Annotated in this window: 15 protein-coding genes; 12 read left to right on the top strand and 3 right to left on the bottom strand. The window is 60.1% G+C overall.

Annotated features, from left to right (window positions below):
- The first annotated feature begins 32 nt into the window (after positions 1-32).
- The 12 genes from EGH25_RS06345 (at position 33) to EGH25_RS06400 (ending at position 10,933) form a co-directional block, all read left to right on the top strand.
- Positions 33-866 carry a CBS domain-containing protein gene (locus tag EGH25_RS06345; RefSeq protein ID WP_266086816.1) on the top strand — a complete coding sequence of 278 codons (834 nt, stop codon included), beginning with the start codon at positions 33-35 and terminating at the stop codon, positions 864-866.
- 23 nt (positions 867-889) lie between these two features.
- On the top strand, positions 890-1,684 hold the full coding sequence (locus tag EGH25_RS06350; protein WP_266086818.1) for an SDR family oxidoreductase: 795 nt from the start codon (positions 890-892) through the stop codon (positions 1,682-1,684).
- A gap of 168 nt (positions 1,685-1,852) precedes the next feature.
- Positions 1,853-3,265 carry a Fe-S cluster assembly protein SufB gene (gene sufB, locus EGH25_RS06355; RefSeq protein WP_266086820.1) on the top strand — a complete coding sequence of 471 codons (1,413 nt, stop codon included), beginning with the start codon at positions 1,853-1,855 and terminating at the stop codon, positions 3,263-3,265.
- 37 nt (positions 3,266-3,302) lie between these two features.
- Entirely contained in the window at positions 3,303-4,508 is a 1,206-nt protein-coding gene (gene sufD, locus EGH25_RS06360) for a Fe-S cluster assembly protein SufD (RefSeq protein WP_266086822.1), read from the top strand.
- Positions 4,505-5,752, top strand: a complete 1,248-nt coding sequence (locus EGH25_RS06365) for an aminotransferase class V-fold PLP-dependent enzyme (protein WP_266086824.1) — start codon at positions 4,505-4,507, stop codon at positions 5,750-5,752. Before sufD ends, EGH25_RS06365 begins: the two co-directional genes overlap by 4 nt.
- A gap of 58 nt (positions 5,753-5,810) precedes the next feature.
- Positions 5,811-6,200 carry a Fe-S cluster assembly sulfur transfer protein SufU gene (gene sufU, locus EGH25_RS06370; RefSeq protein ID WP_266086826.1) on the top strand — a complete coding sequence of 130 codons (390 nt, stop codon included), beginning with the start codon at positions 5,811-5,813 and terminating at the stop codon, positions 6,198-6,200.
- Between the two features lie 24 nt (positions 6,201-6,224).
- On the top strand, positions 6,225-6,983 hold the full coding sequence (sufC, locus tag EGH25_RS06375) for a Fe-S cluster assembly ATPase SufC (protein ID WP_266086828.1): 759 nt from the start codon (positions 6,225-6,227) through the stop codon (positions 6,981-6,983).
- Positions 6,984-6,998: 15 nt separating this feature from the next.
- Positions 6,999-8,060, top strand: coding sequence for a glutamate--cysteine ligase (locus EGH25_RS06380; protein ID WP_266086830.1), 1,062 nt, complete (start codon positions 6,999-7,001; stop codon positions 8,058-8,060).
- Between the two features lie 44 nt (positions 8,061-8,104).
- The gene (locus tag EGH25_RS06385) at positions 8,105-8,761 is read left to right on the top strand and encodes a helix-turn-helix domain-containing protein (RefSeq protein ID WP_266086832.1); all 657 of its coding nucleotides are present in this window, start codon (positions 8,105-8,107) and stop codon (positions 8,759-8,761) included.
- On the top strand, positions 8,758-9,243 hold the full coding sequence (locus tag EGH25_RS06390; protein WP_266086834.1) for a phosphopantetheine adenylyltransferase: 486 nt from the start codon (positions 8,758-8,760) through the stop codon (positions 9,241-9,243). Before EGH25_RS06385 ends, EGH25_RS06390 begins: the two co-directional genes overlap by 4 nt.
- A gap of 32 nt (positions 9,244-9,275) precedes the next feature.
- Complete coding sequence (locus EGH25_RS06395; RefSeq protein ID WP_266086836.1) at positions 9,276-9,770, top strand: Lrp/AsnC family transcriptional regulator; 495 nt, start codon at positions 9,276-9,278, stop codon at positions 9,768-9,770.
- On the top strand, positions 9,767-10,933 hold the full coding sequence (locus tag EGH25_RS06400) for a pyridoxal phosphate-dependent aminotransferase (protein WP_266086838.1): 1,167 nt from the start codon (positions 9,767-9,769) through the stop codon (positions 10,931-10,933). Before EGH25_RS06395 ends, EGH25_RS06400 begins: the two co-directional genes overlap by 4 nt.
- A 46-nt stretch (positions 10,934-10,979) precedes the next feature.
- On the opposite strand, the gene EGH25_RS06405 is transcribed toward EGH25_RS06400, so the two are convergent.
- From EGH25_RS06405 to EGH25_RS06415, 3 genes are read right to left on the bottom strand one after another with little or no spacing between them, the layout of a single operon-like run.
- The gene (locus tag EGH25_RS06405) at positions 10,980-11,777 is read right to left on the bottom strand and encodes an ABC transporter permease (RefSeq protein WP_266086840.1); all 798 of its coding nucleotides are present in this window, start codon (positions 11,775-11,777) and stop codon (positions 10,980-10,982) included.
- Positions 11,743-13,032, bottom strand: a complete 1,290-nt coding sequence (locus EGH25_RS06410; protein ID WP_266086842.1) for an ABC transporter substrate-binding protein — start codon at positions 13,030-13,032, stop codon at positions 11,743-11,745. The genes EGH25_RS06405 and EGH25_RS06410 overlap by 35 nt, the downstream gene beginning before the upstream one ends.
- On the bottom strand, positions 13,025-13,801 hold the full coding sequence (locus EGH25_RS06415; RefSeq protein WP_266086844.1) for an ABC transporter ATP-binding protein: 777 nt from the start codon (positions 13,799-13,801) through the stop codon (positions 13,025-13,027). The genes EGH25_RS06410 and EGH25_RS06415 overlap by 8 nt, the downstream gene beginning before the upstream one ends.
- Positions 13,802-13,806 lie beyond the last annotated feature (5 nt).

Genomic DNA, 13,806 nt, shown 5'->3' on the forward strand with positions numbered 1-13,806 from the left:
AGTTATTGTGTCGGGGGCGCTTCTCCGAAACGATGGAGTCGTCGTCGAAGCCCAAGGTTGAGGAGTACATGACCGAGGACGTCGTCACCGTGTCACCGCCCGACACCGTCGGTGATGTCATAGACGAGATGCTTAACGACGAGGGGCACTCCGGCTTTCCCGTCGTCGACGACACCGACAGGGGTAACGGTAAGCTACAGGGGTTTGTTACCGCCAGACGTCTCCTCGGACGTGACGAACTCGAACGTATCGACGATATGATGGCGACCAACCTCGTCGTCGCGGAGCCTGAGATGAAGGTCGACGACGCGGCGCGCGTCATACTACGGTCAGGGATACAGAAGCTTCCCGTCGTCGACGACGACGGTGTTCTCGTCGGTATAATATCCAACTCCGACGTCATACGGTCACAGATAGAGCGCGCGACGCCGAGCAAGGTCTGGAAGCTGATGCGGACGCTCGAATCGATACACGAAACCGAACTGCGCGAGGAGCGCCGCGAGGTTCCCATAGACGTACTCGTACCGACTCAGGAGAGGATATACGCCGACGAACTCGACGGACGGTCGTACGAACTCAAACACGGACTCGCCGAACCTATCATCGTCGTCGAGCGCGGCGATGAACTCGTGCTCGTCGACGGTCACCACCGCGCGATCGCCGCAAACAGGCTCGGTATAGACGAGATGGACGCCTACGTGATCGTCGTAGGCGACGATGTCGAAGAACTCGGTCTCGAAAAGACTGCGCGGAAGTCGGGTCTCCGGACGCTCGAAGATGTCGAGGTCGTCGACTACGCCCGTCATCCTCTCATAGAGGCGACACGTTACGACACCGACGCGGATACGGACTCCGAAGACGTTTAGACGCCGTGCGACGACGGTCGGACATGGAACTCGGAATAGACGGTAACGTCGGTCTCGTCACCGCGTCTTCGAGCGGTCTCGGCAAGGCATCGGCGAAGGCGCTTGCACGGAACGGCGTTAACGTCGTCGTAAACGGACGCGACGAGGAACGTCTCGCGGAGGGTGTCGAAGATGTCCGCGACGCCGCGACGGAGGGCGCGCGCGTCGTCGGTGTAAGCGCCGATATATCCGAGGAAGGCGAACCCGCGCGTCTCGTCGAAGCCGCAGTCGACGAGTTCGGACGGCTTGACCATCTCGTAACGAGCGCCGGAGGACCGCCGAGCGGAGCCTTCCTCGAAACCGACGATGAGGACTGGTACGACGCGTACGACCTACTCGTTATGAGCGTCGTACGTACCGTACGTGAAGCCGAACCCCATCTACGCGACGGCGGAGGGACGATCGTCAACATCACGTCACGTAGCGTCAAGGAAGCACTCGACTCTCTCGTACTGTCGAACTCCGTCCGTATGTCGGTCGTCGGTCTCGAAAAGACGCTGTCGGAGGAGTTCGCGCCTGAGGTACGCGTAAACGCCGTCCTTCCCGGACCCCACGAGACATCGCGCATACGCGAACTCGTCGAACAGGGCGTCGAGCGCGGCGAGTACGACAGCTACGACGACGGTATGGAGGACTGGAGCAGTGGTATACCCCTCGAATGCGTCGGCGACCCGCGCGAACTCGGCGATACGGTCGCCTTCCTCTCATCGAACCGCGCGAGCTACATCAACGGCGTTGCGGTTCCCGTCGACGGTGGGGCGGGCGCTTCGAACCTCTAACTTCGTCTTAGACCGTTCTCTGTTGTCCTTCGCCCAATCATAGTTTCGGATACGAAAACCAATATATCCTGTACCGGTGCACAGCTTGTTGGTTCGGTAAACGCTAAGGGGTAAGGCAAAAGTTAAGGAGCCTCGAACCGTCTCTACGTATGCATCTCAGGTGAAATTATGAGTACAGAAACAAAGGAGTGGAAAGAGGCACAGAAGGAACGTTTCGACCACCGCAACCCGGAGCGTTCCGTCCACAAGAGTCCCGAAGGACTCTCCGAGGAAGTCATACGTGAAATCTCAGAAGAGAAGGACGAACCGGACTGGATGCTCGAACGACGGCTTAAGTCGTTCCGTCATTTCAAAGACAAGCCGATGCCCGACTGGGGACCGAGCCTCCACGAACTCGATATAGGCTCCATCGTCCCTTATCTCAAGGCGGACGAGACGACGGGCGAGGACGACTGGGATGACGTTCCCGACGACATAAAGGACACCTTCGACAAGCTCGGCATACCCGAGGCTGAGCAGGAGGCGCTCGGCGGTGTCGGGGCGCAGTACGAGTCGGAGGTCGTCTACCAGAACATGAAGGATCAGTGGGAGGAGAAAGGTGTCGTCTTCTCCGACATCGACACCGCGATCGAGGAGCACGAGGAACTCGTCAAGGAGCACTTCATGACGAACTGCGTGCCGCCGTCGGACAACAAGTTCGCGGCTCTACACGGCGCGATACACTCCGGGGGTTCGTTCGTATACATCCCCGAAGGCGTCACGGTAGAGATGCCCATACAGGCGTACTTCCGTATGAACTCCGAGGGCATGGGGCAGTTCGAGCATACGCTTATCATCGCCGAGGACGGCGCTGACGTACATTACATCGAGGGGTGTTCCGCGCCGATGTACTCGCGCCACAACGTCCACGCGGGATGCGTCGAGGTCTTCGTCGGCGAGGACGCGAGCGTCCAGTACTCGACCGTCCAGAACTGGTCGAAGAACACGTTCAATCTCAACACGAAGCGAGCAAAGGTCAAGAGCGGCGGTACGATGGACTGGATTTCGGGGAGCATGGGTTCCAAGACGACGATGCTCTACCCCTCCACCCATCTTGAGGGTGAGGGTGCGTCCGACCGTCATATCACAATCGGCTTCGCGGGCGAGGGTCAGAACATAGACACGGGCGCGAAGGTCTCGCACCTCGCACCCAACACGTCCTCCACCATAGAGTCGAAGTCGATCTCGATGGACGGCGGACGTACAAACTACCGCGGTCTGGTGCGTGTCTCGCCGGGAGCGAAAGGCGTCAAGTCGTCGGTCGACTGCGACGCGCTGATGCTCGATGAGGACTCGATAAGCGACACGATGCCGTACGAGGAGATAAAGGAGAGCGACGTCGACATGGCGCACGAGGCGACGGTCGGTTCCATAGGTGACGAGGACATCTTCTACCTCCAGTCGCGTGGTATAGAGGAGGACGAAGCGATGCAGATGGTCGTTAGCGGGTTCATAGAGCCGCTGACGGAGGAGCTACCTCTTGAGTACGCCGTTGAACTCAACCGTCTCGTCGAGCTTGAGATGGAAGGCTCCCTCGGATAGCGGCACGCATATAACTTTCGGGAACTTATCATAACCAATGAGTGTACAAGAGATAGACGCTGACTTCATACAGGATCTTTCGGACGAACGCGACGAGCCGGACTGGCTACGTCAGAGGCGTCTGAAGGCGTGGGGGTCGTACGAAGACCTGCCTGCGCCCAACGTGATACAGACACCGGGAAAACGCTGGACAGACCTTGAAGAACTCGACGTACGTTCACGAGGACGCCGTACGGATCAACGTAAGACGCGTACGGGGATAGAGGCTGACGTACCCGACGGCGTGATCGTCGCGGATCTTGAAGACGCGGTACGTGACCACGAGGAACTCGTCCGTGAGAGCCTCGACTCCGTCGTACGTTGGGACGAGAACAGCCTACTCGCCGTACACGCGGCGGCTTGGCGTAGCGGTCTGTTCGTATACGTACCCGAAGGCGTCGAGGTAGACGAACCGATACGGACGACGACAGAGGTCGAAGAGGAGGCGCGGTTCTCGACAACCCTTGTCGTAGCAGAGGAAAACGCAACCGTCACCGTCGCCGAGAGCGTCGAGGGCGGAGACGAGACTTACTTCTCGAACGTCGTCGAGGTCGTCGCGGGAGACGGTGCGGAGATCAACTACGGCGCGCTCCAGAACCTCAGCGACGACTCGTACCAGTTCACGTCGAAACGCGGGTCGACGGGGCGCGACGCCTCCGTAAACTGGATAGACGGCTGTTTCGGCACGGCGCTTACGAAGTCGACAGTCTCGACGGTTATCGAGGGCGAAGGCTCCGACACACGTAACTACGGTCTGTTCTTCGGAACGGGAAGCCAGCACTTCGACCTCGAAACGTGGACGCGCCACGATGCGCCCAATACGACGTGTGACATGTTCACGCGCGGTGTGCTCGACGACCGCGCCGTGAGCGCGTACGAGGGCACCATCAACGTGACAAAGCCCGCGTACGAGGTCGACGCCTACCAGACGGAGAACGTCCTTCTGGTTAGCGAGAAGGCGGAGGCGGACGCCTCGCCGCGGCTTGAGATCGATAACCACAACGTCAAATGTTCCCACGCCGCAACGATGGGACGTATAGATGACGAGGAGATGTTCTACATGGGTAGCAGGGGCGTCGACGAAGAGGAGGCGCGTAGCCTCATCATAGAGGGCTACTTCGAACCTGTGTTCGGCGAGCTACCTTTCCCCGAACTCGAAGAAGAGTTCAGAGAGCTGATACACGAGAAGATGGAAACAAGATGAGCATAGAGAAGGCTTCTCCCTACAACGTCGAGGCTGTACGCGACGACTTCCCTGTCCTCGGAAGAACCGTCGACGGGGAGAAGCTCGTATACCTCGACAACGCCGCAACTTCACAGAAGCCTCAGGCGGTCATAGATGCGGTAAGCGAGTTCTACGAGGGGTACAACGCCAACGTACACCGGGGTCTGCATAAGTTAAGTCAGGAGGCGAGCGAGGCGTACGAGGGCGCGCACGACAAGGTCGCCGAGTTCATAGGAGCCGACGGTCGGGAGAACATCATCTTCACCTCGAACACGACCGAAGGCGTCAACACCGTAGCCTTCGGCTGGGGTATGCACCACGTTGAGGAGGGTGACAACATCGTCCTGACACAGATGGAGCACCACTCGTCTCTCGTGCCTTGGCAACAGGTCGCTAAACGCAACGACGCCGAGCTACGTTTCCTTGAGGTGGAGGAAGGACTCGTCAAGGACGGCGAGGTTGAGGAGAAGATAGACGAGGATACGACAGCGGTCAGCGTCATCCACATGTCAAACGTCTTCGGCACCTTCGCGCCCGTCGACGAGATCATCGACCGCGCACACGAACACGGGGCGCGTGTACTCGTCGACGGCGCGCAGAGCGTTCCTCACGCCTCGGTTAATGTGAACGAGATGGACGCTGACTTTCTCGTCACGAGCGGTCACAAGATGTGCGGACCGACGGGCACGGGCGTTCTGTACGGCAAGACGGACGCCCTACACGAAACCGAGCCGTACAGGTACGGCGGTGAGATGATAAAGATCGTCGAGTACGACGACGCGACCTGGGCTGACCTGCCTTGGAAGTTTGAGGGCGGTACGCCCAACATCGCAGGTGCTGTCGGTCTTTCGGCGGCTGTCGACTACCTCGAAGAACTCGGTGTGGAGAACGTCCATGAGCACGAGAGTGCCGTGACACGGTACGCACTCGAACTACTCGAAGACGACGACGAGGTCACCGTCTACGGACCGCACGCCGACTACGACAAAGAGCGCGCCGGTGTCATCTCTTTCAACGTCTCTGACGCACACCCGCACGACTCGTCACAGCTTCTGAGCGACCAAGGGATAGCGACGCGCTCGGGACACCACTGCGCACAGCCGCTGATGCGCGAGATGGGCGTCCCTGCGACGACACGCGCCTCGTTCTACCTCTACAACACGTACGAGGAGGTCGACGCGCTCGTGGAAGGCATCGAAACCGTCAAGGAGGTCTTCGCGTGATGGTAGGTATGAGAATGACAGAGAGTCGTGTCCCGGACGGGGTAGGAGGTGTCGCCATATGAGCCGCGACATGTATCGACAGCGTATACTCGACCACTACCGCGACCCTCAGAACTACGGCACTATCAAGGATCCCGACGTAACCTACGAGGACGTTAACCCGTCGTGCGGAGACGAGATACAGATGTACGCCGTCGTCGACGACGAGGACGAGATAGTCGATGTCAAGTTCGACGGTCAGGGATGCGCGATCAGTCAAGCGAGCGCGTCGCTCCTGACGGAGAAGGTGAAAGGTATGACCGTCGAAGAGGTGCGCGATCTCGAAACCGACGATATAAGGGAGATGCTAGGTATCGAGCTCTCACCTGTACGCGTCAAGTGCGCCGTTCTGGGTCTGAAGGTTCTTGAAGGCGGTATCGTCGAGTACGAGAAAGGAAAGGGGACTTAACCTTACAGGAGATAATACACACAGATGTCAGAAAACACAGTCGAAATAGAGAATCTACACGTGGAGGTAGAGGACGAGAAGATACTCAACGGCGTTGATCTTGAGATATCAAGGGGCGAGATAGTCGCCCTCATGGGTCCGAACGGTAGCGGGAAGTCGACGCTCGCGAAGGTACTGATGGGACACCCTGCGTACGAGGTCACCGAGGGCGAGGCGTACTACAACGGCGAGAACGTCTTCGAACTCGAACCCGACGAGCGCGCGGAACTCGGCTTCTTCCTCGCCTTCCAGTACCCCAAGGAGATTACGGGCGTGACAGTCTCCAACTTCCTACGTACGGCGATAAACGCAGGACTTGACGAGGACGACGAGATCGACCCCGTCGAGTTTCAGGAGGTGCTTGAGGAGAAGATGGAGCTTCTCGACATCGAAGCCGACTTCGCCAATCGGTACGTCAACGAAGGGTTCTCAGGCGGCGAAAAGAAACGTATGGAGGTTCTCCAGATGGCTGTCCTCCAGCCCGAAATCGCGCTCATCGACGAGGTCGACTCCGGACTCGATATAGACGCTCTCAAGGTCGTCGCGCGCGGGATAAACGAACTCACCGACGACGACATGGGGACGCTCCTCATCACCCACTACCAGCGTATACTCGACTACGTCGAACCCGACCGTGTCGTGGTCATGCTCGACGGCGAGATAGCAGAGAAGGGCGGACCCGAACTCGCCGAGAGGCTTGAGGACGAGGGCTACGACTGGGTACGCGAGGAAGCCGCGGCGTAGAGACGAGGTACGAGATTGCCGGGACGAGAAGCGTTTGACGAGCGCGGTACAGTAGGCGTAGAGGAGGAGTACTTCGTCGTAGACGCGGAGGCGCTTGAACCCGTCCCGGCGGTGGACGTTCTTTTTGAGGACGTGCCCAACGAACTCGAAGGTCACGTAGGCACCGAGCTTTTCAAGTTTGTATTCGAGACGACGACGGAGAAGACGGAGACGCTCGAAGGCGCGCGCGAGGAGATACGACGCAAACGCGCGGCGCTCGTCGAACACGCCCGCGACCACGGCTACGAGGTTCTCGTAGCGGGTCTGCACCCGACGGCGCTGTGGGACGAGCACCAACACGCCGAGGGCGAGAGATACGAGCAACAGCTCGCGCGTATCGGCTATCCGCAGCACCGAAACATAACCGCGGGTCTGCACGTCCATATAGGACTCGACGACGCAGACGAGGCGGTGCGCGTCGCAGACGAGGCGCGGCGTTACCTGCCCCTCCTACTCGCTCTGAGCGCCAACTCGCCGTTCTGGTACGGACGCGATACGGGCTTGGCGAGCGCGCGCGCCCTCGTATTCGAGAACCTACCTAACACCGGGGTACCGTCGCGGTTCGGCGACTGGGAGACGTTCCGCCGTTTCGAACGCCGCATGGTCGAGGACGGAAGCGTCGCCGACCGCGGCGAAATCTGGTGGGACGTACGTCCGCATACCGAGTACGGTACTGTCGAGATACGTTCCCCCGACGCGCAGACATCGCTCGGACGGTCGTTCGCGTTCGTCTCCCTCTGCCGCGCACTCGTCCTCGAACTCGCACGCCGCGACGACCGCACGGATCCGCGCCGTGAACTCCTCAACGAGAACAAGTGGCGCGCCCTACGGTACGGTCAAGACGCGTCGTTTATGAGCCTCGACGGCGGTACGATGGCACTTGACGAACGTTTTGCAGAGGTTCTCGACGCGGTTGAGACGCCGTACAAGGACGAGATACGCGCTCTCGGCGGTGTTTCGGGAGCTGAGCGCCAACGCGAAGCGTACCGGTCGGGCGGAGCGGAAGCGGTGAAGGAAGCTGTACGTATAGACTCGTAGAGCCATAAAAAGAAATATAAGCCTAACCCGGTTAGTCTAAGCAGATGACCGAAGACGAAAGGGGAGACGGTGGGGAGCCGGACGACGAGGACGAGAACAACCGGCGTGTACGTATAGTCAAGAATGAGGACGCCGTCGACAAGAAGGAAGAAACAGTCGGGGAAGCGACGGATCAGGCGACGCGTGCCGTCGACAAGCTACGTAAGGGAAGCCGTGACCGCGTCGAGGATACGGCGGAGGATGCGAGGGAGACGGTCGAGGACACGTTACAGAAGAGCGTCGACTCTGTCGATTCGAGCCTCGTCGATCTTCTCTCATCGTTCCTCGATACGGAGACGCGCGCCAAGGTGTACCTCTACCTCCGGAAACGTGGAGAGGCGACGAGCGAGGAGATCGCGGAGGACACGGGTCTGTACCCGAGTACGGTGCGCGAGTGCCTCTCCGACATGTATCAGGAAGGTATCGTCGAGCGCCGTAAGAAGCAGACGCAGGGCGCGGGAAACAACCCGTACGTCTACCAAGCCGTACAGCCGAGCGAACTCGCGCGTAGGTTCTCCGAACGCGTCGAGGACAGACTCAACCGTCTTTTCAACCTTGACGACTACCTCGGCGAGTCGCGTAGGCGCGAACTCAAGGCGGACTGGTCGCCGTACAAGATAGTCATAGACTCGGAGGACGACGAGGACTCCGAGACGAGATGAAGGTCGCTATCGGGGGTACCTTCGACCCGATACACGACGGACACCGCGCGCTTCTGCGTAAGGCTCTCGAACTCGGCGACGACGGTGTTGTCGTCGGTCTTACGAGCGACGAACTCGCGCCCAAGACACGTCCAAAGCCGCGTGAGATACGTCCTTTTGAGGAGCGTCGTAACGCCCTTCTCGAAGAACTCGGCTCTCTCGACGAGGACGGACGCGACTTTACCGTCGAACGCCTCGACGACCCGTACGGCGTCGCGAGCGAAGACCCTGAGTTCGACGCCCTTGTGGTTTCGCCGGAGACCCAAGAGGGCGGCGAGAGGATCAACCAGCTCCGGCGCGAACGCGGCTACGAACCGCTTGAGGTCGTCGTCGTCCCGCATGTCATGGCGGACGACGGTGAACCCATCTCTTCGACACGTGTCGTCGAGGGCGTAATCGACACCGAAGGCAACGTGTTACAGGACGCCGGCGCTGATACCTGAACGTTTTTTACCGTCGTAGCCGACGTATCCGTATGAACGAGGAAAAGAGACGCGAACTCGTAGAGGTGCTCGCCGACGACGCCCGACGTTCGACCGACGACCTTGCGCGTATGCTTGACGCCTCCGCCGACGATGTGGAGAAGGAGATAGAGGCGCTTGAGGACGAAGGTGTGTTACGCGGCTATACCGCTGTCGTCGACTGGGAGGAGTTCGACGACGACCGTGCAGAGGCTTACGTCGAGGTCAACGTCTCACTCGACCGCGAGACAGACTACGTCGACATCGCCGACCGTATCGCGCGGTTTCCGGAGGTTACGTCGCTTACGCTCGTCAGCGGAAACTACGACTTCGGTCTCACCGTAGAGGCGGACTCCATGAACGACGTATCGGCGTTCGTTAGCGAGAAGGTCGCGCCTGTCCCTGAGATTACACAGACGGTTACGCATTTCGTGATGGACAAGTACAAGGAACGAGGCTTCGGTATGGGCGACGGCGACGACGATGAACGTCTCTCCGTATCGCCATGAAAGACGGCAACTGGAGCGGTGAGATAGCCGAGCGCGTACGGACGGTGCCACCGTCGGGTATACGACGTTTCTTCGAACTCGCCGAGGAGCAGGAGGACGTGATCTCCCTCGGTGTCGGCGAACCCGACTTCTCCGCGCCGTGGGGCGCGCGCGAGGCGGGTATATCGTCGCTCGAAACGGGGCGTACGTCGTACACGGCGAACCGTGGTAAACGCGAGCTACGCGAGGAGATAGCCCGCGACGTCCGCCGGTACGGTCTCGACTACTCGCCAGAGGACGAGATAATCGTCACCACGGGTGTGAGCGAAGGCGTCGACCTCGCATTCCGTGCGCTGTTCGACCCCGGCGATACGGTCGCCGTCGCACAGCCCGCCTACGTCTCGTACGAACCCGGTGTTACGTTCGCGGGCGCGGAGCCGCTTCCCGTACCGACGCGCGCCGAGGACGAGTTTAAGCTGACGTACGACGCTCTGAGGGACGCGGGCGCGGGAGACGCCGACGGTCTGATCTACTGCTACCCCAACAACCCCACGGGTGCGGTCATGACGCGTGACGAACTCGGTGAGGTCGCTGAGTTCTGCCGTCAAAACGACCTCGTCGTTCTCGCCGACGAAGTCTACGCCGACCTGACGTACGAGAGTAAACACGCCTCGATAGCGACCCTCGACGGTATGCGTGAACGTACGGTGGTATTCAACGGCTTTTCGAAGGCGTACGCTATGACCGGAACGCGTCTCGGATACGCCCTCGGTCCGTCCGACGCCGTAGGCGCGATGAACCGGATACATCAGTACACGATGCTCTCCGCGCCCACGACGGCGCAGTACATGGCTATCGAGGCTCTCCGGCGTTGCGCCGACGAAGTTGAGGAGATGCGACAGGAGTACAACCGCCGGCGTAACCTCGTGCTTTCGCGCCTCGGCGAGATGGGTATCGACCCCTTCGAGGCGAAGGGCGCTTTCTACGTCTTCCCGCGCGTACCCGACGGCGACGACGAGACGTTCGCGGAGGAGCTTCTGAAACAGGAGGAGGTCGCCGTCGTTCCCGGACGCGTCTTCGGCGAAGGCGGCGAGGGACATCTGCGTATGTCGTACGCGACGGGTATGGACGAACTCAAGAAGGCGATGGATCGTATCGAGGGCTTCGTCGAGCGGAACTACTGATTGAGCTACACACGGCTAAAGCCGTGTGGTCTCTCCTGTGTTTTCTCTAACGCCAGCTCCACCGCCCCCGTAGCTTACGGACGGTGAGATCGAGCGTAAAGCCGATTAAACCGATGACTATCATGACAGCCGGAATCTCGGCGTAGCTAAACTGCTGGCGTGCGTTGAGTATGAAGTACCCCATGCCCGAGTTGACACCGAGGTACTCGGCGGGTACGAGGAGTATCCATAGCCATCCTATGGAGAGACGTAGACCCGTGATCATGTCGGGGATAACGCCGGGTATGACCACCTTACGTATCTTCGTCCGCGTCGTACCGCCGAGCGAGTCGGCGACCTTGAGCCAGTCGTCGTCCAACGTCTTGATGCCGTGCGCCGTGTTGAAGACGAGGGGCCAGACGCCGCCCATGAACATGATGAAGATCGGTGCGGCGTGTCCCCCGCTCTCGAATGTTAGGAGCGCGACGGGGAACCACGCGACGGGCGATATCATACGTAGGAACTGGAACGAAACCGACGACAGACGTTCGGCAACGTCGAAGTAGCCTACGAGGATACCGAGAGGAAGACCGACGACGAGCGAGAGGGCGAGCGCACCGGCGAAACGCGTCATGCTCGCACGGACGTGCTGTGTGTAGAACTCACCGTTCGTCAGAAGGTCGACGAGGGCGACGAACGCCTCCTGGGGCGCGAAGTTGGCGAGAACCCCCGTCGAGAAGTAGGTGAGTACGTACCAGACGCCGAGCGTCAGCGCTATCCCTACGAACGGTAGGAGACCGCGCGCCTCGGGTTCGGCGTCTATCCAGCCGTCAGAACTCGACTGTTTCTTCCCTTTCGTAGCCATTCTCATCCCTCCCGAACTCAGACGGTCCGCCCGCGGCTTCGAGCGAGGAACGGACGGGCTCGTAGCTTACGAGGTCGTCAGCCGCGAAGCCGGGTTCGACATCGTCGAGGAACGCCGCTTCGCCTTCGACCTCCGTCTCCTTGATACGTCGCACGAGTTCCTCCGTGTACGACCTGTACGGGTACGGGTAGAAGCCTATACGTTCGCTGTCCCATTCGGGGTGTTGTATAGCCCCGTTTCCCTGTTCGGCTCCGTACTCTTCAAGCTCGTAATGGTTCATCGCGCGGTTTATCTGGTTCCGCGGGTAGTCGAGAAGACCCGACCCCTCGGCGGAGAGAAGCGTCGCCGCCTCCTCGCGGTTCGACCGTATCCACGACTGCGCGCCGACGATCGAGTCCATCACCGAACGCGACCACTCCGGGTTGTTTTCGAGCGTCTCCTCACGCATCACGACGACACAGCACGCGTGCTGTCTCCAGACATCGCCCGTGAAACGGAGTATGTTCCCTCCGGATTCGAGTTCGCCTATGGCGTTGAAAGGCTCCGCGACTATGTAGCCGTCGGTGTTTCCGTTTGCGAGCGAAGCGGGCATGTCCGGCGGCGGCTGTACGACGAGAGAAACCTCGTCTTCCGCGGGTTCGGTACTGTCGAGGACGGGTGTAAGACCCTCGCGTCTTAGACCCATCTGGAGGACGACGTTGTGTATAGAGTACCAGAAAGGTACAGCGACCGTACCGCCGCCAAGGTCACCCCAGTCGTCGATGCCTTCACGTACGGTGAGCGCGGAGCCGTCGGTGTGATCCCATGCGACGACCTGTACGTCTTCCTGTAGGTTGTAACGCATCCAGACCGTCATCGGCATAAGGAAATGGGCGATGTTGACGCTACCGCCGAAGAACGCCTCGGCGAGTTCGCTCCATCCCCGGAAAAGGTCAGGCTCCTCGGCTTCGACGCCGTTGTCGGCGAAGTGGTCGTTGGCGTACGCCGTCAGGAGGGGCGACGCATCGGTTATAGGTATGTAGCCGACCTGCGCCGTCGGTGCGTCGCCGCCGCTACCCCCGTCTGCGGTGTCGTTTCCGCCGCCTCCAAGACAGCCTGAGACCGCACCCGCGCCACCGGTTGCGGCGAGCGAAGCCAGTCCGCTTTCCTTCATAAACTCCCGTCTCGATACGCCTTCGCTACGTGCCTTCTCCGACGGATCCGTCCAGCCTCCGCCCGCAACAAGCCTTCTTGCGTCGTCTATGTCGTCAGTCACCGTTCTCCTCCTCGAACATCGTTAGTATCTCGCCTTTCTTCCGTGCGAAGCCGTCGCTGTCGCGGTTCTCGTTCCCGGCTGTCTGTATGAACCGACGTATACCCGCACCCTCTTCTCCCATGACAGCGACTCGGTCGCCGAGGTAGACAGCCTCCTCTATGTCGTGGGTTACGAAGACAGCCGTCATGCCTAACTTACCCATGAGACCGATAAGCTCGTCCTGTAGCTCCATCTTCGTCAGCGCGTCGAGGGCGCTGAAAGGCTCGTCCATGAGCAGAATCTCGGGGTCGTTGGCGAGCGTCCGTGCGAGCGATACGCGTTGCGCCATACCGCCCGAAAGCTCAGCCGGCTTTGCGTCCGAGAACCCCTCCAAACCCACCATACGTAGAAGGTTGTCGACGCGGTCGCTATCGGCGGCTTCCCCACGTACCTCCGGACCGAAGCCAACGTTCCCTCTGACGGTACGCCACGGGTAGAGATGGGGGTCTTGGAAGACGACACCCCTTCTGTAGTCGGGTTCCTCGACGCGTTCACCGTCGAAGTAGACGCCGCCCTCCGTAGGCTCCTCCAAGCCGGCGAGTAGATGGAGGAGCGTCGTCTTCCCACAGCCGGAGGGACCGAGAAGACAGAGGAGTTCGCCGTCACGGACGTCTACGTCGAGATCCTCGAAGACGACCCTATCGCCGTACCTCTTGGTGAGGTCACGCGCCTCGACTGCTGTTTCTCCACCGTTGTCCTCGGAAACCGTCTTCTCTCTCGCCCTCGACATACTGT

Origin of the sequence: Halorutilus salinus (assembly GCF_026242195.1) — an archaeon.
GTDB lineage: Archaea > Halobacteriota > Halobacteria > Halobacteriales > Halorutilaceae > Halorutilus > Halorutilus salinus.